Origin of the sequence: Enterobacter dykesii (assembly GCF_008364625.2) — a bacterium.
Lineage (GTDB): Bacteria > Pseudomonadota > Gammaproteobacteria > Enterobacterales > Enterobacteriaceae > Enterobacter > Enterobacter dykesii.
In genome coordinates this window covers 4,131,875-4,151,938 of sequence record NZ_CP126604.1, presented here as the reverse complement: position 1 = coordinate 4,151,938, position 20,064 = coordinate 4,131,875, and the positions used below count along the sequence as shown (strand labels likewise).

Here is a 20,064-nt window from a genome sequence, read left to right as displayed (position 1 = left end):
GGTTAGTGAGACGCCGCTGCCGCGTTGTGCTGGCGGTGGCGGGTCACGAAGCCCAGAACGAAGCACATGATGAACACCACGGCATACAGACCGTTCGCGGTGTGCAGCGCCGCCAGCGGACCGCTGTGGGCGACGATCGGGCCGGTGACCACGAAGGTCAGCATGGTGCCGATGGTGCCGCAGGTCAGGACGAAGTTAACCAGCTTCGGCGAAGCCACTTTGGTCTGCAGAGAGCCCAGGGTGATGATCGAGGTGTAAATGGCGCTGGAGAAGAAGCCCAGGGTCAGAATGAACCATGGCATATGCTCCGGTGAACCGTTGATGAACAGGTACATCAGCACGGTCGCCAGCCCCGCCAGCACGGTCAGAATGCGCTGCAGGTCGAAGAAGCGCAGGATGAAGCTAAACGCCCACATGCCGAACATGTAAGACATCCAGAAATCGCTCACCAGTTTACCCGCGTCGTTCAGGCTCATGCCCAGACCTTTGGCGTACTCCGGTACCCAGGAGATAAAGCCCAGCTGGCCCAGGATGTAGCACAGCGCGGCGATGGAGAGGAACAGCACGCCGATGCCCCACTTTTCTTTCGCAACGGGTTCTGCGGTGGTTTGCGCTTTCTTGCCCAGCACCGGGAACTCGCAGCCGAAGGTCAGAATAAAGATCGCCACGTAGACCAGGCCGATGCAGGCATAGACCCAGTACCACTCGATGCTGCGCGCCAGCAGAACCGCCGCGACCATCGGGAAAATCATTCCGGCCATGCTGAAGAAGGAGTCGGTAAACAGCAGACGCGCGCCGCGCTGGCGGCCTTCATACATATGGGTAATCAGGAACGTACCGATCGACATGGTGATCCCGCTGACCAGACCGAGCACGAACATGGCTGCGGAGAACAGGGCGATGCTGTGGCTCAGCATCAGGCCCGCCACGGCGGCAACCATCAGCACAAAGCCAAAGCGCAGCTGGGTTTTCAGCGGGACGATTTCCATCAGCCAGGCGTTCAGGAAGATAGAGATCAGGATCCCCGCGTTGAGGAAGGTGAAGGTGTTACTCATGCTGGAAACGGGCAGCTGGAAGTAGTCTGCGATATTTCCCATCACCATCCCGGTGACGATCACCAACGCGCCGGTCAGGGCGTAGGAGAAGAAGCTGATCCATGTGAGCTTGATGCGATTGCTGTTAGTCATGTCTGGCCTGTTCAGAAAAAGAAAAGCGCCCAAGGGGCGCTGAGAGCGGGCAGATTTTAGTCGTTAAAGTGATCTATTCCTATCTTTTAAGGGCAATGATCGTGTCATTGCAGTTTTTAGTGTGATCTAAATCACATTAATTGGCGGCATAACCAATCGTTTGCGTAGTAATAATTGTTTCAACTTCGTAAAATTAGGTAAAAGGCTGGTCTCCGTTCATACTGCTCTTTAGAATCAAGCCATTCGCTTTTTATACTGCGCTTTGTTAAGGAATTCTCATGCTCAAATCAACACTGGCGGCTGTCGCAGCTGTGTTTGCTCTTTCTGCCGTTTCCCCTGCTGCGCTGGCAGCCAAAGGGGACCCTCACGTACTGCTGACCACCTCTGCCGGGAATATTGAGCTGGAACTGAATAGCCAGAAAGCCCCTGTTTCCGTGAAAAACTTCCTCGACTACGTGAACAGTGGTTTCTATAACAACACCACTTTCCACCGCGTGATCCCAGGCTTCATGATTCAGGGTGGTGGCTTCAACGAGCAGATGCAGCAGAAACAGCCGAACCCGCCTATTAAAAACGAAGCGGACAACGGCCTGCTGAACAAGCGCGGCACCATCTCCATGGCGCGTACCGCGGACAAAGACAGTGCGACCAGTCAGTTCTTCCTGAACGTGGCGGATAACGCCTTCCTCGACCACGGCCAGCGTGACTTTGGCTATGCGGTTTTCGGTAAAATCGTGAAAGGCATGGACGTGGCCGACAAGATTTCTCAGGTGCCTACTCACGACGTCGGTCCGTATCAGAATGTGCCGTCAAAACCTGTCGTGATCCTCTCCGCAAAAGTTCTGCCGTAATTCTTCTCAACGCGGGCTTCTCCTGCCCGCGTGATGTCACCCTCCCTGCGAAAGCGCGTTTTGCTGCTTATACTTGTGGCAAACGGACTATTCAGGGAGGCGTTAAGTGAAAAAACTCACCGACAAGCAAAAATCCCGTCTCTGGGAGCAGCAGCGTAACGTCAATTTACAGGCCAGTTGTCTCCTTGAAAAAGGTAATGGTCCCTCAGAACCCCATATTGAGACGCTGGAGCTTGGGCCTTCCGCGCCCGGGTTGCCCCATCTGTGCCTTATTCATCGCCATTTGTACCGCAGCGAGATGAAGCGGGCAGGCGAGTTACGCACCGACGATATTTTTAAGGGCGACATTCCGTTCTGCCATTTCGAATACATCGAGAAGATGGGCAACGAGCTGATGGCGGCGCTGGAAAGCGAAAAGTATCTCGTGGGCCTTGAGAAAGCGGCGTTTGTTGACCGGGTTAGCCACTATTACTGCGAAATCAACATGCTGCATCCGTTTATGCGCGGCAACGGTATTGCCCAACGCGTTTTCTTCGAGCAGCTGGCGCTCCACGCGGGCTACTCGCTGGACTGGCGCGATATCGATCCCGACCAGTGGGTGGCGGCTAACCGAAGCGGCGCAACGGGAGATTTAACCGCGTTAAGCGCTATCTTTGCCAAAGTAGTGAGCGAAGCGCGGGAATCTGAGTAGAATAGGGCGGCATTTTTTTCGGGAGCCGCCATGATTCTGCTGATTGATAACTACGATTCCTTCACCTGGAACCTTTACCAGTATTTTTGTGAACTGGGTGCAGAGGTGGTTGTCCGCCGTAACGACGAGATCGGACTGGACGATATCGGGACGCTGGCTCCGCAGAAAATCGTGATTTCTCCGGGGCCGTGTACGCCGTCGGAATCGGGTATTTCTCTGGATGTTATCCAGCACTATGCCGGCAAGCTGCCAATCCTCGGCGTCTGTCTGGGCCATCAGGCGATTGCCCAGGCGTTTGGTGCCACCATCGTGCGCGCCGCGAAAGTGATGCACGGTAAAACTTCTCTGGTAACCCACACCGGTACCGGGGTATTCACAGGGCTCAATAATCCGTTAACCGTGACGCGATACCATTCCCTAGTGATTGACCCGTCTACGCTGCCCGACTGCTTTGAGGTGACCGCCAGGAGCGATACGCAGGAGATCATGGGCATTCGCCACCGCGAATGGGATCTCGAAGGCGTGCAGTTCCATCCGGAAAGCATCCTCAGCGAGCAGGGGCACGCGCTGCTGGCAAATTTCCTTAATCGCTGAATATCTGTTGCCTTGCTGTGATTTTTTATGCATATTTTGTGATTATATTTTCACAATAACTGTGACATAAAAATGGATGGTCATGACATGGCAACTGAACAACCAGCAATTACCCGCGCGACATTTGATGAAGTGATCCTGCCGATTTATGCACCGGCTGAGTTTATCCCGGTTAAGGGGAAAGGCAGCCGCGTCTGGGATCAGCAGGGTAAAGAGTATGTGGATTTCGCGGGCGGTATTGCGGTCACGGCGCTGGGTCATTGCCATCCCGCGCTGGTTGAGGCGCTGAAAACCCAGGGCGAAACCCTGTGGCATACCAGCAACGTGTTCACCAACGAACCGGCGCTGCGCCTGGGCCGCAAGATCATCGATGCGACCTTTGCCGAGCGTGTGCTGTTTATGAACTCCGGCACCGAAGCCAACGAAACTGCGTTTAAGCTGGCGCGCTACTACGCGACAACGCGCCACAGCCCGTACAAAACCAAAATCATCGCCTTCCACAATGCCTTCCACGGACGCTCCTTCTTTACCGTCTCCGTTGGCGGCCAGCCGAAGTATTCCGACGGGTTTGGCCCGAAACCGGCCGACATCGTCCACGTGCCGTTTAACGATCTGCACGCGGTGAAAGCGGTGATGGACGACCACACCTGCGCGGTGGTGGTCGAGCCGATTCAGGGGGAAGGCGGCGTGACCGCGGCAACCCTGGAATTCCTGAAAGGGCTGCGCGCGCTGTGCGACGAACATCAGGCGCTGCTGGTCTTTGATGAAGTGCAGTGCGGGATGGGGCGTACCGGCGATCTGTTCGCGTATATGCACTACGGCGTAACGCCGGATATTCTGACCAGCGCCAAAGCGCTTGGCGGTGGTTTCCCGGTGAGCGCGGTCCTGACGACGCAGGAGATCGCCTCCGCGTTCCACGTCGGTTCTCACGGTTCCACCTACGGCGGTAACCCGCTGGCGAGCGCCGTGGCGGGTGCCGCATTCGACATCATCAACACGCCAGAGGTGTTGAACAGCGTTAGCGCGAAGCGCGAGCTGTTCGTAAAACACCTGCAGAAGATTGATGAGCAGTACGACGTGTTCAGCGAGATCCGTGGGATGGGGCTGCTGATTGGCGCCGAGCTGAAGCCGCAGTACAAAGGCCGCGCGCGTGATTTCCTGCACGCCGCCGCGCACGAAGGTGTGATGGTGCTCAACGCCGGACCGGACGTGATGCGCTTTGCGCCGTCGCTGGTGGTAGAAGACAAAGACATCGAAGACGGGTTAACCCGCTTTGCCGCCGCGGTCGCGAAGATCGTTAAAGGCTAATACTCGGTTCGCTTTAACCTGCGGGTTAGCCAAATCCCGTGATGCGGACGCTGACGCCATGCCACCGACGAAATGGTGTGCATGGTGTTCAGATGCCCCAGAATGCGCTGCAAATGCTGCTCCAGGGTGCTCATTGGCCCGTGGGTCAACGTCTCCGGCGCTTCCAGAATGTTTGAGTCACCCGACTCGCCCGGCGCGTCATACTCCAGACGCTGCTGACACCTCTGCAACGCAATTTCACACGACTGCAAATAGCGCTGCGCCAGATCCGGCGTCAGCATCGTGTGCTCGCGCGCCAGCGTGGTCATGGCGTTAATGTGCTCGACGATAAACTGGCTGTGCGTCACCCAGAGCTTCATGTCTGCCAGATAGTGCGAGTTAAAGCCTGGCTCCTGCATCGCCTGGTTGAGCGAGTTAAACAGGGCGTTGTGCGCCTGGTTGACCTTCATCCGCTGATAGGCCAGCGGGGAGGGCTGCGGGTCGTCGCTCAGGATCAGGCGAATAGCCTGCTGGTCGGCTTCCAGCGCGTCGTGGGCGTTTTGCCTCAGCAGCCCGCTCTGCCACTGCGGCCACAGCCAGACCATTCCGCCAAAGGCAATCAGGCACCCGATCAGGGTATCAATCAGCCTGGCGACAATAAACTGTTCGCCGTTCAGCGTAAGCAACTGCAGGGTGTATACCGCCGTCACCGTAAAGCCCACCATCGCCCAGCCGTAGTTTTTGCGGATAATCAGGTAGCTCACCAGCGTAATCGCCAGCATCCCTGCCAGGGTATAGCCTTCCGGCACGTGGAAGTGCAGCGTCACGCCCGCGATGATCAGCCCGGCCATCGTTCCGCCGGCCCGATGCAGAATACGCACCCGCGTGGCGCCGTAGCCGTTCTGGGTGACAAACAGCACGGTCATTAAGATCCAGTACGGTTTCGGCAGGTGCAGCGCCATGCCCATCAGGCTGGCGGTACTGAGCATCACGCTGATCCTTGCGGCGTTGCGCAGGGCGGACGATTTAAGAGAAAGATAGCTTTTGAGCGCGGGCAATAGCGGCAGCCGTTTCTGCTTATCCGCCATCAGGTCGCGGGGATAAAGCGGGCGCTGCGTGCGCAACACGCGGGCAATGCGGCTGAAGTGCCAGGCGGCAAACTGGCCGACTGGGTTATCGGGATGCTGGCGGGCGATTTTCTCCAGCGCGCCCAGCTGCTTGTCCATGTTAAAGCGCGTCGGGTAGCGGTGGTAGAGAATATCGTCGGCCAGCACGCGCAGACGTGCGGACACAGTTTGTGCGTTCCAGCGGATCACCGCTTCGGCGTGGCTGCGCTCGACCAGCTTTTGCACCTCCTGCGGGTGGTGAAGGCTTACGGAGATGTGCTCCTGTAGATCCAGCCCGACCTGGAAGGTGCGCAGCAGCCGCTTGTACTCGTGGTTCTTGTTGGCGGCGAGCATATGCAGCTGCTGATAGCACTGGCTTATGAGATCCACTACCTTCTGCTGGCGCGTCAGCAGCGGCGGTAAGGATTTTTCCGGATCGGTATGCTGGGTGAGCAGGGTGTATTTGGCTTCGCAGTAATCCGCAAGCTGCACATAGAGCAGGCTCAGGGATTCACGCAGCGGCTGCTCCCGCCACAGCCAGAACCAAAACCAGTTAAACAGCCCGTACCATAATGTCCCCAGGGCGTAGATCAGCAGCGGCTCCCACACCGGCATGTTCCCGGCGAGGCTCAGCGTGAAAATGGCCGCAATCAGCGAAGCGGGAAGCAGGCGGGCATGCAGCGAACTGATTTCCGCCGTGACGCCAAGGGTCATCGCCAGCACGGTCAGGATCAGCGGCAGCGGGATATCCCGGGCAAGCAGAAGCTGCACGGCGAGGCTACACCCGGCAAACAGGCAGCCGCCGATAATCAGGCGTTTGAAAAAGCGCTTATGCGGCGTGTCAAGACCGGCAATATTGCAGCAGGCGGGCACGAGGGAGAACAGCAGACCTTGCTGAAGATGTCCGAGGATCAGGCCTATGGCCACAGGAAGACACAACACCAGCGTTTGTCGCAGTGCGTAGTTAACTTCCGGGTGATAGATCAGCCTGCGCCACATGGGGAGTAGAGACAAAAACGGCGTGACACCTTGCGATGGCACGCCGTTTAAGCGGAATTAACGCGTTCCGTAGACCACGATGGTTTTACCGTGGGCGGAGATCAGGTTTTGATCTTCCAGCATTTTCAGGATACGGCCCACTGTTTCACGGGAGCAACCGACGATCTGACCAATTTCCTGACGGGTAATTTTTATTTGCATGCCGTCCGGGTGGGTCATGGCGTCTGGCTGTTTCGCCAGGTTCAGCAGGGTTTGCGCGATACGGCCGGTAACGTCCAGGAAGGCGAGGTTACCCACTTTCTCTGACGTCACCTGCAGACGGCGCGCCATCTGGGAAGAAAGACGCATCAGGATGTCAGGGTTAACCTGAATCAGCTGACGGAACTTCTTGTAAGAAATTTCAGCCACTTCACATGCTGTCTTTGCACGAACCCAGGCGCTACGTTCCTGGCCCTCTTCAAACAGGCCCAGTTCACCGATGAAATCGCCCTGGTTCAGATAAGAAAGGATCATCTCTTTCCCTTCTTCATCTTTGATCAGCACTGCCACCGAGCCTTTAACGATGTAATACAACGTTTCCGCTTTTTCACCCTGGTGAATCAGCGTGCTCTTCGATGGGTACTTATGAATGTGGCAATGAGACAAGAACCATTCGAGAGTCGGGTCTGTTTGCGGTTTGCCAAGCACCATGCGCTGTTATCCTCTGTTATAAGCTGTCACCAGAGTCATCAGATGCATCCGGACTCTGGGGTTGCAATCGAATTCTTACCCATACCCTGGGAAGTCGGCTACCGTAACGTTTCGCAGCCAGTAAAGTTTGATGTCCTCTGCATACATGTGTAACGTCAATGTATTACTGTAGCATCCTGAGTGTTTTAGCATAGCTTTCGCCGCGTGTCTCCTGGTGTCTCGCTTCAGCATGATGCAGGTCGCCTTCCATTGCGAGAAATGTAACGCACGCGTAATCTGTCACCAAAAATGCAACGTTGGAGTTAATGAATATGCAAGCGCGCGTGAAATGGGTTGAAGGTTTAACGTTCCTGGGCGAGTCCGCGTCAGGACACCAGATTTTGATGGACGGTAACTCCGGCGATAAAGCGCCAAGCCCAATGGAAATGGTGCTGATGGCGGCAGGCGGATGCAGCGCGATTGACGTAGTGTCGATTCTGCAAAAAGGTCGTCATGACGTGACGGATTGTGAGGTTAAACTCACGTCAGAACGTCGCGAAGAGGCGCCACGCCTGTTCACCCATATTAACCTGCACTTTGTGGTCACCGGTAAAGAGCTGAAAGACGCGGCGGTCTCGCGTGCGGTGGACCTGTCTGCGGAGAAGTACTGCTCTGTGGCGTTAATGCTGGAGAAAGCGGTAAAAATCACGCATTCGTATGAAGTGATCGAGGCGTGATTGATGGGGCATCGTGCGTGTTGATGCCCTCACCCTAACCCTCTCCTACAGGGAGAGGGAACATGCTCACGCGATCTGTTTCCCTTCCATCAGTCGCTCCACCAGCGGCGTCATGATGAGCTCCATCGCCAGCCCCATTTTTCCGCCCGGCACGACTAACGTATTCATGTGCGAAATAAACGAGCCCTGCAGCATTGCCAGCAGCCACGGGTAATCAATGCCTGCGAGATTGCGGAAATGGATCACCACAAAGCTCTCATCCAGCGACGGGATGCTTTTAGCGGCAAACGGGTTTGAGGTGTCCACCGTCGGCACGCGCTGGAAGTTGATATGGGTGCGGGAAAACTGCGGCGTCAGGAAGTTAATGTAATCCTCCATGGAGCGCACCACGGAGTCCATCACTGCCTCTCGCGAATGGCCGCGCTCGCTCATGTCGCGGGTCAGCTTCTGGATCCACTCCAGGTTAACGATAGGGACCACGCCGACCAGCAGATCCACATGGCGCGCCACGTCGTGTTGAGGGGTGACCACGCCGCCGTGCAATCCCTCGTAAAACAGGACGTCGGTGGGTTCCGGCAGCGACTGCCACGGGGTAAAGGTTCCCGGTACCTGATTCCAGGGTACGGCTTCATCATAGGTGTGCAGATACTTGCGGGACTGCCCTTTGCCGCTCTTACCGTACTCTATAAAGGTTTGTTCCAGCAGGCCGAAGTCATTGGCTTCCGGGCCGAAGTAGCTGATGTGTTTACCCGAATCGCGCGCCTTACGAATGGCCATGTCCATCTCCGGACGCGTGTAGCGGTGAAAGCTGTCGCCTTCGACCTCCGCCGCGCGGAGATTCAGCTGGGCGAAAATCTTGCGAAATGCGAGGCTGGTGGTGGTGGTTCCCGCACCACTCGACCCCGTAACGGCAATAACCGGATGTCTGGCAGACATAGCAACTCCCTGACTGAAAAGGGTGGAAGATCAGCCGTGAAACGCGTTGCGGGGCATGATATTGACCGTCTCATGCAGTTCTGACCACACCAGCACCACGTCGCCGCTTTTCAGCTGGCGCTTAACATCGTTGACCTTTTGCTCAAGCGAGCGTTCCTGTTCACCATAATCGGTGCCTTCGCGTAATACAAAGCTTTCAATCAGATTATCGAGCGTAATGGGCGCCAGATCCTGCCAGGGAATAATCATTTTGCACCGTCCAGATAAGGGGTTAGCCAGTCAGGAATACGCGTCTCAAGCCACATTTTCGGGCGGCGCAGCGTGCCGCCGATAAACCCGACGTGGCCGCCATGCTCGGTCAACTGATAGTGAACGTTGTCGGGCAGGAATTCCTGAGCGGGGATCGAGTGATGATCCATAAACGGGTCATCTTTGGCATGAATAATCAGCGTTGGCTGCGTAATCTTGCTGAGCAGCGGCATGGCGCTGCACTGACGATAATAGTCAATCGCATCGGCGAAGCCGTGGATTTTCGCGGTGATCAGGTCGTCGAACTCGCGGATACGACGCACCTTTTTCAACTGGCGCAGGCTGACCGGCAGGGTATCCGGGTAGGCCTTCAGCTTACGCGCCGCGTTGGCCTTCAGAAGGTTGAGCAGGTAGCGCTGGTAGACGCGGGAAAAGCCTTTATCCATGTGGTAGCTGCACTGCTCAAGCATAAACGGCGCGGAGACAATGACGGCGGCATCCAGCGGGACGCTTTCACCCTCTTTAGCCAGCAGGCAGGCCAGCATATTTCCGCCCAGCGAGTAGCCTACGGCGGCCGTTGGCACGGTGCCATAATTTTCCCGCAGCCAGTGTAAAAACCACGTCCCGTCTTCGGTTTCACCCGAGTGATAAATGCGTTTCTGGCGATTCGGTTCACCGCTGCAGCCGCGAAAATGCATCACCACGCCGAGCCAGCCGCGCGCTTTTGCCGCCTCAATTAGCCCATGGGCATACGGGCTGTGCAGGCTGCCTTCCAGACCGTGGAAAACCACCAGACGCGGCTTATGGCGAGCCTGTTCAGGCGCTTCGCTCCAGGCGAGATCCAGAAAATCACCGTCTGGCAGGTCAAGCCGTTGCCAGTGCGGGGTGAACTGAACCTTGCGGCGGATCAGTCGCGGCAGCATGGTCTGCAAATGGGGATTGGCCACGCCGCGCATAGGCACGAACTCAGTGCTGCCTTCGGCCGCAATGTCGAAGTCTGATGGAATGATTTGGGTCATAAGCGCGATGCTGATTCTTGTCGGAAATTTACGATACTTTCCGAATTGTACCCCGTTTAAGCTGGATTTCCGAACCCGGTACGGATTCTGTTCTTCAAACTAAACAGGTCAGTCAGCCTGCAGCATCGCTTCCAGCTGTTCCTGCGCGTCCAGCCACGCCATCTCGCACTCTTCGAGCCTGGATTTGGTCTTCGCCTGGGTTTGCAGGCAGTCCGTCAGCTCAGCCTTGCGGCTCTGGTCATACAGGCCGCTGTCGCCGAGCTTCTCTTCAACGATAGCCAGCGTGGCGTTGAGTTTTTCCATCTCTTTTTCGAGACGGGTAATCTCTTTACGCAGCGGCTGCGTCTGGGTGCGCAGCTCCGCTTCACGACGCTTCTGGTCTTTACGCGCCTGCGCGCTGTTGGCGTTATCTTTCGCGGACTCTTCCGGCTGGTTTTCCTGCTTCTGCACGTCCGTCAGCCACTGCTGGTAGTCTTCCAGATCGCCGTCGAACGGTTCGACTTTGCCGCCGTGCACTAAATAGAGATCGTCCGTGGTGGAGCGGATCAGGTGACGGTCGTGCGAAACCACCACCAGCGCGCCCTCGAACTCAATCAGCGCTTCGGTCAGCGCCTGACGCATGTCGAGATCCAGGTGGTTGGTCGGTTCATCGAGCAGCAGCAGGTTCGGGCGCTGCCAGACGATCAGCGCCAGCACCAGACGGGCCTTTTCGCCGCCGGAGAAGCGCTCGGTGTTTTCAGTCACCTTATCGCCCTGGAAGCCGAAGCCGCCGAGATAGTCGCGCAGCTTCTGCTCCATCTCCTGCGGCGCCAGACGCGCGAGGTGCTGAATCGGCGATTCATCCGCGCGTAAAAATTCCAGCTGATGCTGGGCGAAGTAACCCAGCTTGATGCCCTTCGCCAGGCCAATTTCACCGCTGACCGGGTTAAGCTCGCCCGCCAGCAGTTTGATCAGCGTCGATTTACCGGCACCGTTGCGCCCAAGTAAACCGATACGGGAACCCGGCACCAGGTTGAGCTTGATGGAGTCGAGAATAATGCGGTCGGCATAGCCCGCGCTGACCTTCTCCATCTTCAGCAGCGGGTTCGGCAGGCTTTCCGGCTCGCGGAAGCTGAAGTGGAACGGGTTATCCACGTGCGCCGGGGCAATCATCTCCATGCGTTCCAGCATCTTGATGCGGCTCTGGGCCTGCTTGGCTTTTGAGGCTTTGGCCTTAAAGCGATCCACAAAGCTCTGCAGGTGCGCCACGCGCTGCTGCTGGCTTTCGTACATGGACTGCTGCTGGGCGAGACGCGTCGCGCGCTGGCGCTCGAAGGAGCTGTAGTTGCCGGTGTACTCGAACATCGTTTGCTGTTCGATATGGATGATTTTATCCACCACCGGGTCAAGGAAGTCGCGGTCGTGGGAGATCAGAATCAGAGTGCCCTGATAGCTCTTGAGCCACTTCTCCAGCCAAATAACCGCATCGAGATCGAGGTGGTTGGTCGGTTCGTCGAGCAACAGCAGGTCAGAGCGGCAGATCAGCGCCTGCGCCAGGTTAAGACGCATACGCCAGCCGCCGGAGAAGTCGCTGACCGGGCGTTCCAGCTGTTCGTTGCTGAAGCCCAGGCCGTGCAGCAGGCTGGAGGCGCGGGAGCGAATGGTCCAGGCGTCGATGGCGTCCAGCTTGCCGTGAACGGTGGCGATGGCGTGACCGTCGTTGCGCTCGTTAGCAGAATGAAGTTCCGCTTCCAGCTTGCGGTATTCACGGTCGCCGTCGATAACATAGTCGAGTGCCGGTTCGCTCAGCGCAGGCGTCTCCTGGTTTACCCAGGCGAGCTGCCAGTTTCCCGGGAAGGTAAAGTTACCGCCATCCGCACTTATCTCGTTTTTCAGCAGCGCCAGCAGGGTGGATTTACCGCAGCCGTTTTTGCCGACCAGACCCACTTTTTGGCCTGGGTTGATGGTAGCAGTGGCGTTATCCAGCAGGACGCGCACGCCGCGACGAATTTGTAACGAGGAGAAAACAATCATAGAAGCGCCGTATGTTCCGACTATGTTAATTTGTCATTATGATAATGTAAGGTGTGGGCCATTTTCCGCACCGGGCCGCCATGGTAGCCCAAAACAACGACGATACACAAAAACAGAAACAAGACCGGGAGGGGAATGATGTCTCAGACAGCAAAAGTGCTGCTGCTGTATGCCCATCCGGAATCTCAGGACTCGGTGGCAAACCGGGTACTGCTTAAGCCGGCCACACAGCTCAGTAACGTGACGGTGCACGATCTCTACGCGCACTATCCTGATTTCTTTATTGATATCCCTTACGAGCAGGAGCTGCTGCGTCAGCATGACGTGATTGTGTTCCAGCATCCGCTTTATACCTATAGCTGTCCGGCGCTGCTCAAAGAGTGGCTGGACCGCGTGCTGAGCCGGGGCTTCTCCAGCGGGGTGGGGGGCAACCAGCTGGCGGGAAAGTACTGGCGTAGTGTGATTACGACCGGTGAACCTGAAAGCGCTTACCGTCACGACGGGCTGAACCGCTATCCGATGAGCGATATCCTCAGGCCATTCGAACTGACGGCGGCGATGTGCCGTATGCACTGGATGAGCCCGATTATTGTCTACTGGGCGCGGCGTCAGGATCCGAAAGAACTGGCAAGCCACGCCAGAGCCTACGGTGAATGGCTGGCGTCACCGATTCCGGCAGGAGGTCGTTAATGGAAGGATCGAATTTGCTCCTCGCCGGGGTGCTGTTTTTATTTGCGGCCGTCGTCGCGGTACCGCTTGCTGCACGCATTGGTATCGGTGCGGTATTGGGTTATCTGCTGGCGGGGATCGCAATTGGTCCCTGGGGGCTGGGATTCATCAGCGATGTCGATGAGATTCTCCATTTCTCCGAGCTGGGCGTGGTGTTCCTGATGTTCATCATCGGCCTTGAGCTGAATCCTTCGAAATTGTGGCAGCTTAGACGCTCTATCTTTGGCGTGGGCGCCGCGCAGGTGTTGTTCAGCGCCGCGATTCTGGGTGGCCTGTTAATGCTGACGAATTTCTCCTGGCAAGCGGCGGTGATAGGCGGAATCGGCCTTGCAATGTCGTCGACGGCAATGGCGCTGCAGCTGATGCGCGATAAAGGGATGAACCGTAACGAAGCCGGTCAGCTGGGTTTCTCGGTGCTGCTGTTCCAGGATTTGGCGGTGATCCCGGCGCTGGCGCTGGTGCCGCTGCTGGCGGGCTCCGGGGACGATCATTTCGACTGGGCTAAAATCGCCATGAAGGTGCTGGCCTTCGCGGGCATGCTGATCGGCGGTCGTTTCCTGCTACGTCCCGTGTTCCGCTTTATTGCCGCGTCGGGCGTTCGCGAGGTGTTTACCGCCGCGACGCTGCTGCTGGTGCTGGGATCGGCGTTGTTTATGGACGCGCTGGGTCTGTCGATGGCGCTCGGGACCTTTATCGCCGGGGTGCTGCTGGCGGAGAGCGAGTATCGGCACGAGCTGGAAATTGCCATCGATCCCTTCAAAGGGCTGCTGTTAGGCCTGTTCTTTATTTCTGTGGGGATGGCGCTCAACCTTGGCGTACTCTACACCCATCTGCTGTGGGTGATAGTGAGCGTCGCCATCCTGGTGGCGGTGAAGATGCTGGTGCTGTACGTCATGTCACGTATCTATGGGCTGCGCAGTTCGGAACGCATGCAGTTTGCCAGCGTGTTAAGTCAGGGGGGCGAGTTCGCGTTTGTGCTGTTCTCTACCGCCTCCTCTCAGAAGCTGTTTAAAGACGATCAGATGGCGCTTTTGCTGGTGACGGTCACGCTGTCTATGATGACCACGCCGCTGCTGATGAAGCTAGTGGATAAACTGCTGTCGCGCCGCCTGAACCCGGCAGATGATGAAGACGAAGCGCCGTGGGTGGAAGACGACAAGCCGCAGGTGATTGTGGTGGGCTTTGGCCGATTCGGACAGGTTATCGGGCGTTTGCTGATGGCGAACAAAATGCGCATTACGGTACTGGAGCGTGATATCAGCGCGGTCAACCTGATGCGCAAATATGGCTATAAGGTTTACTACGGCGATGCGACCCAGCTCGAGCTGCTGCGCTCGGCGGGGGCCGAAGCGGCAGAGTCCATAGTGATTACCTGTAACGATCCGGAAGACACGATGAAGCTAGTGGATCTGTGCCAGCAGCATTTCCCGCATCTGCATATTCTGGCGCGTGCGCGGGGACGTGTTGAAGCTCACGAATTGTTGCAGGCGGGTGTGAAACACTTCTCCCGTGAGACGTTCTCCAGTGCGCTGGAGCTGGGCCGTAAGGCGCTGATCTCGCTCGGCATGCATCCGCATCAGGCGCAGCGCGCCCAGATGCACTTCCGCCGGCTGGATATGCGGATGTTGCGCGAGCTGATGCCGGTACATACCGATACGGCGCAGATCTCCCGCGTGCGGGAAGCGCGTCGCGAGCTGGAGGAAATCTTCCAGCGAGAGATGCAACAGGAACGGCGCCAGCTTGATGGCTGGGATGAATTTGAATAAAGGGTAAAGAAAGATGGCTGTACGTAAACGCTTTATCGCGGGTGCAAAATGCCCGACCTGCCAGGCGCAAGATACCCTGGCGATGTGGCGGGAAAATAATGTTGATGTTGTTGAGTGTGTTAAGTGCGGTCACCAGATGCGTGAGGCCGATAAAGAGGCCCGCGATCACGTTCGCAAAGAAGAGCAAGTTATCGGGATTTTTCATCCGGACTAGCGATATGCCCTGAGTTTTTTTAAGCTAAAGGGTACACGGGTGCAGATTTCCGCTACAATCTGCGCCAGCAATTTTCCCACGCTCAGGAGATATCATGAAAGTAGCAAAAGACCTGGTGGTCAGCCTGGCCTATCAGGTACGTACAGAAGACGGTGTGTTGGTTGATGAGTCTCCGGTGAGTGCGCCGCTTGACTACCTGCATGGTCACGGTTCCCTGATTTCCGGCCTGGAAAACGCGCTGGAAGGTCATGAAGTTGGCGACAAATTTGACGTTGCTGTAGGCGCGAACGACGCTTACGGTCAGTATGACGACAACCTGGTTCAGCGCGTTCCTAAAGACGTGTTCATGGGCGTTGACGAGCTGCAGGTTGGCATGCGCTTCCTGGCTGAAACTGACCAGGGCCCGGTACCTGTTGAAATCACCGAAGTGGAAGACGACCATGTCGTGGTTGACGGTAACCACATGCTGGCTGGCCAGAACCTGAAGTTCAACGTAGAAGTCGTTGCGATCCGTGAAGCGACCGAAGAAGAGCTGGCTCATGGCCACGTTCACGGTGCGCACGGTCATGACCATGATCACGGCCACGACGGCTGCTGCGGTGGTCATGGCCACGATCACGACCATGGTCACGACCACGGTAAAGGTGGTTGCGGTAACGGCGGCTGCGGTTGCCACTAATTCCGTCATGCGGAAAATAAAAAAGCGGGATAATAATCCCGCTTTTTTTACGCCTCAATAATGAGGAGGTGGCGTCTCTTCTGACTGAGAGGCAATGTTTGACGGCTGCGTGGCCTTCAGCTTTTCCGTCAGCAGGCGCATATGATCCCGCAGTTTTGCCATTTCGAGCTCATGTGCGGTCACGGTCTGGTTTAGCTCTTCGATGGTGATGTCCTGAAAAGCCAGGCGGCTTTCCAGCTCAGCCATTCTCGCTTCTATTGCTGTATCCTTCATCATTCACCTCGTTTATTTCAGATTCGCCATAATGGCCCTGCGGCGGCGCAGTTTAACTGAGTTTATCCTTAAGTACAGTCTGCATCCCTTTGGCAGGAAACTTATTTAAACAAAAATAGTCTGAAAAGTGGCGAGAATTGGAAGTGTCTGTCTGTAGATTTCTTCCGCAACGTTTTATAGTACGTAACTCATTTACGTTTAACGCTGGGGTGAGAGTCCCCAGGCCCTGGAGATATGGATGAAATCACTGTTTAAAGTAACGCTGCTGGCGACGACGATGGCTGTTGCGCTGAACGCGCCGCTGTCATTCGCTGCTGATACTGCTGCGAAGCCTGCTGCCACTGCAGACAGCAAAGCGGCGTTCAAAAATGACGACCAGAAATCCGCCTATGCACTGGGCGCATCTCTGGGCCGTTACATGGAAAACTCTCTGAAAGAACAAGAGAAACTGGGCATCAAACTGGATAAAGCTCAGCTGATAGCGGGCGTTCAGGACGCATTTGCAGATAAGAGCAAGCTGTCTGACCAGGAAATTGAACAGACTCTGCAGGCGTTCGAAGCGCGCGTGAAGGGTGCCGCGCAGACCAAGATGGACGCGGACGCGAAAGACAACGAAGCGAAAGGCAAAGCCTACCGCGACACCTTTGCCAAAGAGAAGGGTGTGAAAACCTCTTCTACCGGCCTGGTGTACAAAGTTGAGAAAGAAGGCACCGGCGATGCGCCTAAAGACAGCGACACCGTTGTTGTGAACTACAAAGGTACGCTGATCGACGGTAAAGAGTTCGATAACTCTTACACCCGCGGTGAGCCGCTCTCCTTCCGTCTGGATGGTGTGATCCCGGGCTGGACTGAAGGCCTGAAAAACATCAAGAAAGGCGGCAAGATCAAGATGGTTATCCCACCGGATCTGGCCTATGGCAAAACCGGCGTTCCGGGTATCCCTGCTAACTCTACGCTGGTCTTTGACGTAGAGCTGCTGGATATCAAACCGGCACCGAAAGCGGATGCGAAAGCAGACGCACCGGCTGACGATAAAGCCGCTGCTGCTAAGAAGTAATGTTGAAAAAAAACCGCCGCCTTTAAGGCGGCGGTTTTTTTATTGTGGGGCAGATATAATTAACACTGGAAAGCGCTACGCACGCTGTATTAATTTAGTTGTCCGTGTAGATAATGAGCCTGCCCTGAAAACCTAACGACAGGCTCCTGAAAAGGAGTGTTTTTTTCATGTCCAGGTCGCTTTTAACCAACGAAACCAGTGAACTTGATTTGCTGGATCAACGTCCTTTCGATCAGACCGACTTCGATATTCTGAAATCCTACGAAGCGGTAGTGGACGGGTTAGCGATGCTCATTGGCTCCCACTGCGAAATCGTATTGCACTCCCTGCAAGATCTGAAGTGTTCCGCCATCCGCATTGCGAATGGTGAGCATACTGGCCGTAAAATTGGTTCGCCAATTACCGACCTTGCATTGCGTATGCTGCATGACATGACCGGCGCGGACAGCAGCGTCTCAAAATGCTATTTCACCCGCGCCAAAAGCGGCGTGCTGATGAAGTCAGAAACCATCGCGATTCGAAACCGCGAGCATCGTGTTATTGGGCTGCTGTGCATCAACATGAACCTTGATGTGCCATTCTCGCAAATCATGAGCACCTTTATTCCGCCAGAAACGCCGGACGTTGGCTCTTCTGTTAACTTTGCCTCCTCCGTTGAAGATCTGGTGACCCAGACGCTTGAGTTTACGATTGAAGAGGTGAATGCCGATCGCAACGTCTCGAACAACGCCAAGAATCGTCAGATCGTGCTCAATCTTTATGAAAAAGGGATTTTTGATATTAAAGACGCCATCAACCAGGTGGCCGATCGTCTGAACATCTCCAAGCACACGGTCTACCTCTATATTCGCCAGTTCAAAAGCGGCGATTTCCTGGGACAAGACAAGTAATGCGTTTTGCTTTAATGGTGACAGGCCCGGCGTACGGCACTCAGCAGGCCAGCAGCGCGCTGCAGTTTGCGCATGCGCTACTGACGGCCGGACACGAGCTGGCGAGCGTCTTCTTCTATCGGGAAGGGGTGTATAACGCGAATCAGTTTACGTCACCGGCGAGCGACGAGTTCGATCTGGTGCGCGCCTGGCAGGCATTAAACGAAAAGCAGGGCGTAGAACTGCACATCTGCGTGGCGGCGGCACTGCGCCGTGGCGTGACCGATGCAACCGAAGCCGCGCGTCTTGGTTTATCGGGTTCTAACCTGCAGCCCGGCTTTTCGTTAAGTGGCCTGGGCGCGCTGGCACAGGCGGCGTTAACCTGCGACAGAGTGGTGCAATTCTAATGAAGCGTGTCGCGTTTGTTTTTTCCTCCGCACCGCACGGCAATGCGTCCGGCAGAGAAGGGCTGGATGCGCTGCTCGCGACCTCAGCATTGACCGAAGATATCGGTGTCTTCTTTTTGAGCGACGGCGTATTCCAGCTTCTGGCGGGGCAACAGCCTCAGGCCATTCTGGCGCGTGATTACATCGCGACGTTCAAAGTATTACCGCTTTACGATATCGAAACCTTCTATGTCTGTGCCGACTCCCTGGCCGCGCGCGGTTTAAACGAGGCAACGCCTTTCGTGCTGGATGTGACAGTCCTGTCTTCTGCTGCATTGCGCGAACACCTTTCCCACTACGACACCGTTCTGACTTTCTGAGGCTGACATGCTCCATACTCTGAGCCATTCACCGTGGCAATGTGATATCGACGCGTTACTGAGTATGCTGCGCGAAGGTGATGACCTGCTGCTGATTCAGGATGGCGTGCTTGCCGCACTGGAAGGCAGTCGTTTCGTTGAAATTCTCACGAATGCCCCCATAACAGTCTCTGCGCTGAAGGACGATCTGGATGCGCGGGGTCTTTCTGGTCAAATTTCAGCCAAAATTGACGTGGTTGGCTATACTGATTTCGTCAATCTTACTGTGACGCACGCCAGTCAAATGAACTGGTGATTTGAGATCGCTGTATATTTCTTGACACCTTTTCGACGTAGCCCTAAAATTTCGCGTCCTCATATTGTATGAGGTCGTTTTATTACGTGTTTACGAAGCAAAAGCTAAAACCAGGAGCTATTTAATGGCAACAGTTAACCAGCTGGTACGCAAACCACGTGCACGCAAAGTTGCGAAAAGCAACGTGCCTGCGCTGGAAGCCTGCCCGCAGAAACGTGGCGTATGTACTCGTGTATATACCACCACTCCTAAAAAACCAAACTCCGCACTGCGTAAAGTATGCCGTGTGCGTTTGACTAACGGTTTCGAAGTGACTTCCTACATCGGTGGTGAAGGTCACAACCTGCAGGAGCACTCCGTGATCCTGATCCGTGGCGGTCGTGTTAAAGACCTTCCGGGTGTTCGTTACCACACCGTTCGTGGTGCGCTGGACTGCTCAGGTGTTAAAGACCGTAAGCAGGCTCGCTCCAAGTACGGCGTGAAGCGTCCTAAGGCTTAATGGTTCTCCGTTAAGTAAGGCCAAACTGATTTATCTTAATGTCACACTAAACTCTTTGAGTTTTGGACAATCCTGAATTAACAACGGAGTATTCCCATGCCACGTCGTCGCGTCATTGGTCAGCGTAAAATTCTTCCAGATCCGAAATTCGGATCAGAACTGCTGGCAAAATTTGTAAATATCCTGATGGTAGATGGTAAAAAATCTACTGCAGAAGCAATCGTATACAGCGCGCTTGAGACCCTGGCTCAGCGTTCTGGTAAAAATGAACTGGAAGCTTTCGAAGTCGCTCTCGACAACGTTCGCCCAACCGTAGAAGTTAAGTCCCGCCGCGTTGGTGGTTCTACTTATCAGGTTCCAGTTGAAGTTCGTCCGGTTCGTCGTAATGCTCTGGCAATGCGTTGGATCGTTGAAGCTGCTCGTAAACGCGGTGATAAATCCATGGCTCTGCGTCTGGCGAACGAACTTTCTGATGCTGCAGACAACAAAGGTACTGCAGTTAAGAAACGTGAAGACGTTCACCGTATGGCAGAAGCCAACAAGGCGTTCGCACACTACCGTTGGTAATCCCTTCGGAGT

23 protein-coding genes and 2 pseudogenes are annotated in these 20,064 nt (G+C 55.6%); 17 read left to right on the top strand and 8 right to left on the bottom strand.

Annotated elements, in window-relative coordinates; genetic code table 11:
• Positions 1 to 2: 2 nt before the first annotated feature.
• Positions 3 to 1,187, bottom strand: a complete 1,185-nt coding sequence (gene tsgA, locus F0320_RS19910) for an MFS transporter TsgA (RefSeq protein ID WP_039263090.1) — start codon at positions 1,185 to 1,187, stop codon at positions 3 to 5.
• Positions 1,188 to 1,465: 278 nt separating this feature from the next.
• Between tsgA and ppiA the strand changes: the two genes are divergently transcribed.
• The 5 genes and pseudogenes from ppiA (at position 1,466) to argD (ending at position 4,631) form a co-directional block, all read left to right on the top strand.
• Positions 1,466 to 2,038, top strand: a complete 573-nt coding sequence (ppiA, locus tag F0320_RS19905; RefSeq protein ID WP_014885514.1) for a peptidylprolyl isomerase A — start codon at positions 1,466 to 1,468, stop codon at positions 2,036 to 2,038.
• Positions 2,039 to 2,144: 106 nt separating this feature from the next.
• A pseudogene (locus F0320_RS19900) lies at positions 2,145 to 2,192 on the top strand (YhfG family protein); the annotation flags it as partial.
• A gap of 69 nt (positions 2,193 to 2,261) precedes the next feature.
• A pseudogene (locus F0320_RS19895) lies at positions 2,262 to 2,729 on the top strand (putative adenosine monophosphate-protein transferase Fic); the annotation flags it as partial.
• A gap of 30 nt (positions 2,730 to 2,759) precedes the next feature.
• On the top strand, positions 2,760 to 3,323 hold the full coding sequence (pabA, locus tag F0320_RS19890) for an aminodeoxychorismate synthase component 2 (RefSeq protein WP_126330670.1): 564 nt from the start codon (positions 2,760 to 2,762) through the stop codon (positions 3,321 to 3,323).
• Positions 3,324 to 3,410: 87 nt separating this feature from the next.
• Positions 3,411 to 4,631: a bifunctional acetylornithine/succinyldiaminopimelate transaminase gene (gene argD / locus F0320_RS19885; RefSeq protein WP_185807266.1), complete on the top strand. Its 1,221-nt coding sequence runs from the start codon at positions 3,411 to 3,413 to the stop codon at positions 4,629 to 4,631.
• Here the strand turns inward: argD and F0320_RS19880 are convergent.
• Together F0320_RS19880 and crp are read right to left on the bottom strand one after the other, a co-directional pair.
• The gene (locus F0320_RS19880) at positions 4,628 to 6,715 is read right to left on the bottom strand and encodes a YccS/YhfK family putative transporter (protein ID WP_126330690.1); all 2,088 of its coding nucleotides are present in this window, start codon (positions 6,713 to 6,715) and stop codon (positions 4,628 to 4,630) included. The genes argD and F0320_RS19880 overlap by 4 nt on opposite strands.
• Before the next feature lie 57 nt (positions 6,716 to 6,772).
• Positions 6,773 to 7,405 (bottom strand): cAMP-activated global transcriptional regulator CRP, encoded by a 633-nt coding sequence (gene crp / locus F0320_RS19875; protein ID WP_000242758.1) that lies wholly within the window; start codon positions 7,403 to 7,405, stop codon positions 6,773 to 6,775.
• Between the two features lie 311 nt (positions 7,406 to 7,716).
• Here crp and F0320_RS19870 point away from each other — a divergent pair, with 311 nt between their 5' ends.
• Positions 7,717 to 8,121 (top strand): OsmC family protein, encoded by a 405-nt coding sequence (locus F0320_RS19870; protein ID WP_008503018.1) that lies wholly within the window; start codon positions 7,717 to 7,719, stop codon positions 8,119 to 8,121.
• Between the two features lie 66 nt (positions 8,122 to 8,187).
• On the opposite strand, the gene F0320_RS19865 is transcribed toward F0320_RS19870, so the two are convergent.
• The 4 genes from F0320_RS19865 to F0320_RS19850 form a co-directional block, all read right to left on the bottom strand.
• On the bottom strand, positions 8,188 to 9,057 hold the full coding sequence (locus tag F0320_RS19865) for a phosphoribulokinase (RefSeq protein WP_126330674.1): 870 nt from the start codon (positions 9,055 to 9,057) through the stop codon (positions 8,188 to 8,190).
• A 30-nt stretch (positions 9,058 to 9,087) separates the two neighbouring features.
• Positions 9,088 to 9,306: a YheU family protein gene (locus tag F0320_RS19860; RefSeq protein WP_047652866.1), complete on the bottom strand. Its 219-nt coding sequence runs from the start codon at positions 9,304 to 9,306 to the stop codon at positions 9,088 to 9,090.
• Complete coding sequence (locus F0320_RS19855; RefSeq protein ID WP_149323928.1) at positions 9,303 to 10,325, bottom strand: hydrolase; 1,023 nt, start codon at positions 10,323 to 10,325, stop codon at positions 9,303 to 9,305. Before F0320_RS19855 ends, F0320_RS19860 begins: the two co-directional genes overlap by 4 nt.
• A gap of 108 nt (positions 10,326 to 10,433) precedes the next feature.
• On the bottom strand, positions 10,434 to 12,338 hold the full coding sequence (locus tag F0320_RS19850; RefSeq protein WP_126330678.1) for an ABC transporter ATP-binding protein: 1,905 nt from the start codon (positions 12,336 to 12,338) through the stop codon (positions 10,434 to 10,436).
• A 138-nt stretch (positions 12,339 to 12,476) separates the two neighbouring features.
• On the opposite strand from F0320_RS19850, the gene kefG reads away from it, so the two are divergent.
• The 4 genes from kefG to slyD all read left to right on the top strand — a co-directional run bounded on the left by kefG (position 12,477) and on the right by slyD (position 15,726).
• Positions 12,477 to 13,028, top strand: a complete 552-nt coding sequence (gene kefG, locus F0320_RS19845; RefSeq protein ID WP_014885493.1) for a glutathione-regulated potassium-efflux system ancillary protein KefG — start codon at positions 12,477 to 12,479, stop codon at positions 13,026 to 13,028.
• Positions 13,028 to 14,833 (top strand): glutathione-regulated potassium-efflux system protein KefB, encoded by a 1,806-nt coding sequence (kefB, locus tag F0320_RS19840; protein WP_059347533.1) that lies wholly within the window; start codon positions 13,028 to 13,030, stop codon positions 14,831 to 14,833. The genes kefG and kefB overlap by 1 nt, the downstream gene beginning before the upstream one ends.
• 13 nt (positions 14,834 to 14,846) lie before the next feature.
• Positions 14,847 to 15,047 (top strand): YheV family putative zinc ribbon protein, encoded by a 201-nt coding sequence (locus tag F0320_RS19835; RefSeq protein ID WP_033146793.1) that lies wholly within the window; start codon positions 14,847 to 14,849, stop codon positions 15,045 to 15,047.
• Positions 15,048 to 15,141: 94 nt separating this feature from the next.
• Positions 15,142 to 15,726 carry a peptidylprolyl isomerase gene (gene slyD, locus F0320_RS19830; RefSeq protein ID WP_126330680.1) on the top strand — a complete coding sequence of 195 codons (585 nt, stop codon included), beginning with the start codon at positions 15,142 to 15,144 and terminating at the stop codon, positions 15,724 to 15,726.
• Positions 15,727 to 15,780: 54 nt separating this feature from the next.
• On the opposite strand, the gene F0320_RS19825 is transcribed toward slyD, so the two are convergent.
• The gene (locus tag F0320_RS19825) at positions 15,781 to 15,999 is read right to left on the bottom strand and encodes a protein SlyX (RefSeq protein ID WP_023309461.1); all 219 of its coding nucleotides are present in this window, start codon (positions 15,997 to 15,999) and stop codon (positions 15,781 to 15,783) included.
• A 238-nt stretch (positions 16,000 to 16,237) separates the two neighbouring features.
• Between F0320_RS19825 and fkpA the strand changes: the two genes are divergently transcribed.
• From fkpA to rpsG, 7 genes are all read left to right on the top strand, one after another.
• Complete coding sequence (gene fkpA, locus F0320_RS19820) at positions 16,238 to 17,056, top strand: FKBP-type peptidyl-prolyl cis-trans isomerase (protein WP_023309460.1); 819 nt, start codon at positions 16,238 to 16,240, stop codon at positions 17,054 to 17,056.
• A gap of 167 nt (positions 17,057 to 17,223) precedes the next feature.
• Positions 17,224 to 17,946: a helix-turn-helix transcriptional regulator gene (locus F0320_RS19815; protein ID WP_003861697.1), complete on the top strand. Its 723-nt coding sequence runs from the start codon at positions 17,224 to 17,226 to the stop codon at positions 17,944 to 17,946.
• Entirely contained in the window at positions 17,946 to 18,332 is a 387-nt protein-coding gene (tusD, locus tag F0320_RS19810) for a sulfurtransferase complex subunit TusD (protein ID WP_047652863.1), read from the top strand. Before F0320_RS19815 ends, tusD begins: the two co-directional genes overlap by 1 nt.
• Entirely contained in the window at positions 18,332 to 18,691 is a 360-nt protein-coding gene (gene tusC, locus F0320_RS19805; RefSeq protein ID WP_047652862.1) for a sulfurtransferase complex subunit TusC, read from the top strand. Before tusD ends, tusC begins: the two co-directional genes overlap by 1 nt.
• Before the next feature lie 7 nt (positions 18,692 to 18,698).
• The gene (tusB, locus tag F0320_RS19800; RefSeq protein WP_024907951.1) at positions 18,699 to 18,986 is read left to right on the top strand and encodes a sulfurtransferase complex subunit TusB; all 288 of its coding nucleotides are present in this window, start codon (positions 18,699 to 18,701) and stop codon (positions 18,984 to 18,986) included.
• A 124-nt stretch (positions 18,987 to 19,110) separates the two neighbouring features.
• A complete protein-coding gene (gene rpsL / locus F0320_RS19795; RefSeq protein WP_000246815.1) occupies positions 19,111 to 19,485 on the top strand; it encodes a 30S ribosomal protein S12 in 375 nt (124 codons plus the stop codon).
• Between the two features lie 96 nt (positions 19,486 to 19,581).
• Complete coding sequence (rpsG, locus tag F0320_RS19790) at positions 19,582 to 20,052, top strand: 30S ribosomal protein S7 (RefSeq protein ID WP_004106370.1); 471 nt, start codon at positions 19,582 to 19,584, stop codon at positions 20,050 to 20,052.
• The last annotated feature ends 12 nt before the right edge of the window (positions 20,053 to 20,064 follow it).

Bases quoted from the DNA above. Each gene is read 5' to 3' on its own strand.
- tsgA (WP_039263090.1), bottom strand. From the start codon at position 1,187: ATGACTAACAGCAATCGCATCAAGCTCACATGGATCAGCTTCTTCTCC.
- ppiA (WP_014885514.1), top strand. From the start codon at position 1,466: ATGCTCAAATCAACACTGGCGGCTGTCGCAGCTGTGTTTGCTCTTTCT.
- pabA (WP_126330670.1), top strand. From the start codon at position 2,760: ATGATTCTGCTGATTGATAACTACGATTCCTTCACCTGGAACCTTTAC.
- argD (WP_185807266.1), top strand. From the start codon at position 3,411: ATGGCAACTGAACAACCAGCAATTACCCGCGCGACATTTGATGAAGTG.
- F0320_RS19880 (WP_126330690.1), bottom strand. From the start codon at position 6,715: ATGTGGCGCAGGCTGATCTATCACCCGGAAGTTAACTACGCACTGCGA.
- crp (WP_000242758.1), bottom strand. From the start codon at position 7,405: ATGGTGCTTGGCAAACCGCAAACAGACCCGACTCTCGAATGGTTCTTG.
- F0320_RS19870 (WP_008503018.1), top strand. From the start codon at position 7,717: ATGCAAGCGCGCGTGAAATGGGTTGAAGGTTTAACGTTCCTGGGCGAG.
- F0320_RS19865 (WP_126330674.1), bottom strand. From the start codon at position 9,057: ATGTCTGCCAGACATCCGGTTATTGCCGTTACGGGGTCGAGTGGTGCG.
- F0320_RS19860 (WP_047652866.1), bottom strand. From the start codon at position 9,306: ATGATTATTCCCTGGCAGGATCTGGCGCCCATTACGCTCGATAATCTG.
- F0320_RS19855 (WP_149323928.1), bottom strand. From the start codon at position 10,325: ATGACCCAAATCATTCCATCAGACTTCGACATTGCGGCCGAAGGCAGC.
- F0320_RS19850 (WP_126330678.1), bottom strand. From the start codon at position 12,338: ATGATTGTTTTCTCCTCGTTACAAATTCGTCGCGGCGTGCGCGTCCTG.
- kefG (WP_014885493.1), top strand. From the start codon at position 12,477: ATGTCTCAGACAGCAAAAGTGCTGCTGCTGTATGCCCATCCGGAATCT.
- kefB (WP_059347533.1), top strand. From the start codon at position 13,028: ATGGAAGGATCGAATTTGCTCCTCGCCGGGGTGCTGTTTTTATTTGCG.
- F0320_RS19835 (WP_033146793.1), top strand. From the start codon at position 14,847: ATGGCTGTACGTAAACGCTTTATCGCGGGTGCAAAATGCCCGACCTGC.
- slyD (WP_126330680.1), top strand. From the start codon at position 15,142: ATGAAAGTAGCAAAAGACCTGGTGGTCAGCCTGGCCTATCAGGTACGT.
- F0320_RS19825 (WP_023309461.1), bottom strand. From the start codon at position 15,999: ATGAAGGATACAGCAATAGAAGCGAGAATGGCTGAGCTGGAAAGCCGC.
- fkpA (WP_023309460.1), top strand. From the start codon at position 16,238: ATGAAATCACTGTTTAAAGTAACGCTGCTGGCGACGACGATGGCTGTT.
- F0320_RS19815 (WP_003861697.1), top strand. From the start codon at position 17,224: ATGTCCAGGTCGCTTTTAACCAACGAAACCAGTGAACTTGATTTGCTG.
- tusD (WP_047652863.1), top strand. From the start codon at position 17,946: ATGCGTTTTGCTTTAATGGTGACAGGCCCGGCGTACGGCACTCAGCAG.
- tusC (WP_047652862.1), top strand. From the start codon at position 18,332: ATGAAGCGTGTCGCGTTTGTTTTTTCCTCCGCACCGCACGGCAATGCG.
- tusB (WP_024907951.1), top strand. From the start codon at position 18,699: ATGCTCCATACTCTGAGCCATTCACCGTGGCAATGTGATATCGACGCG.
- rpsL (WP_000246815.1), top strand. From the start codon at position 19,111: ATGGCAACAGTTAACCAGCTGGTACGCAAACCACGTGCACGCAAAGTT.
- rpsG (WP_004106370.1), top strand. From the start codon at position 19,582: ATGCCACGTCGTCGCGTCATTGGTCAGCGTAAAATTCTTCCAGATCCG.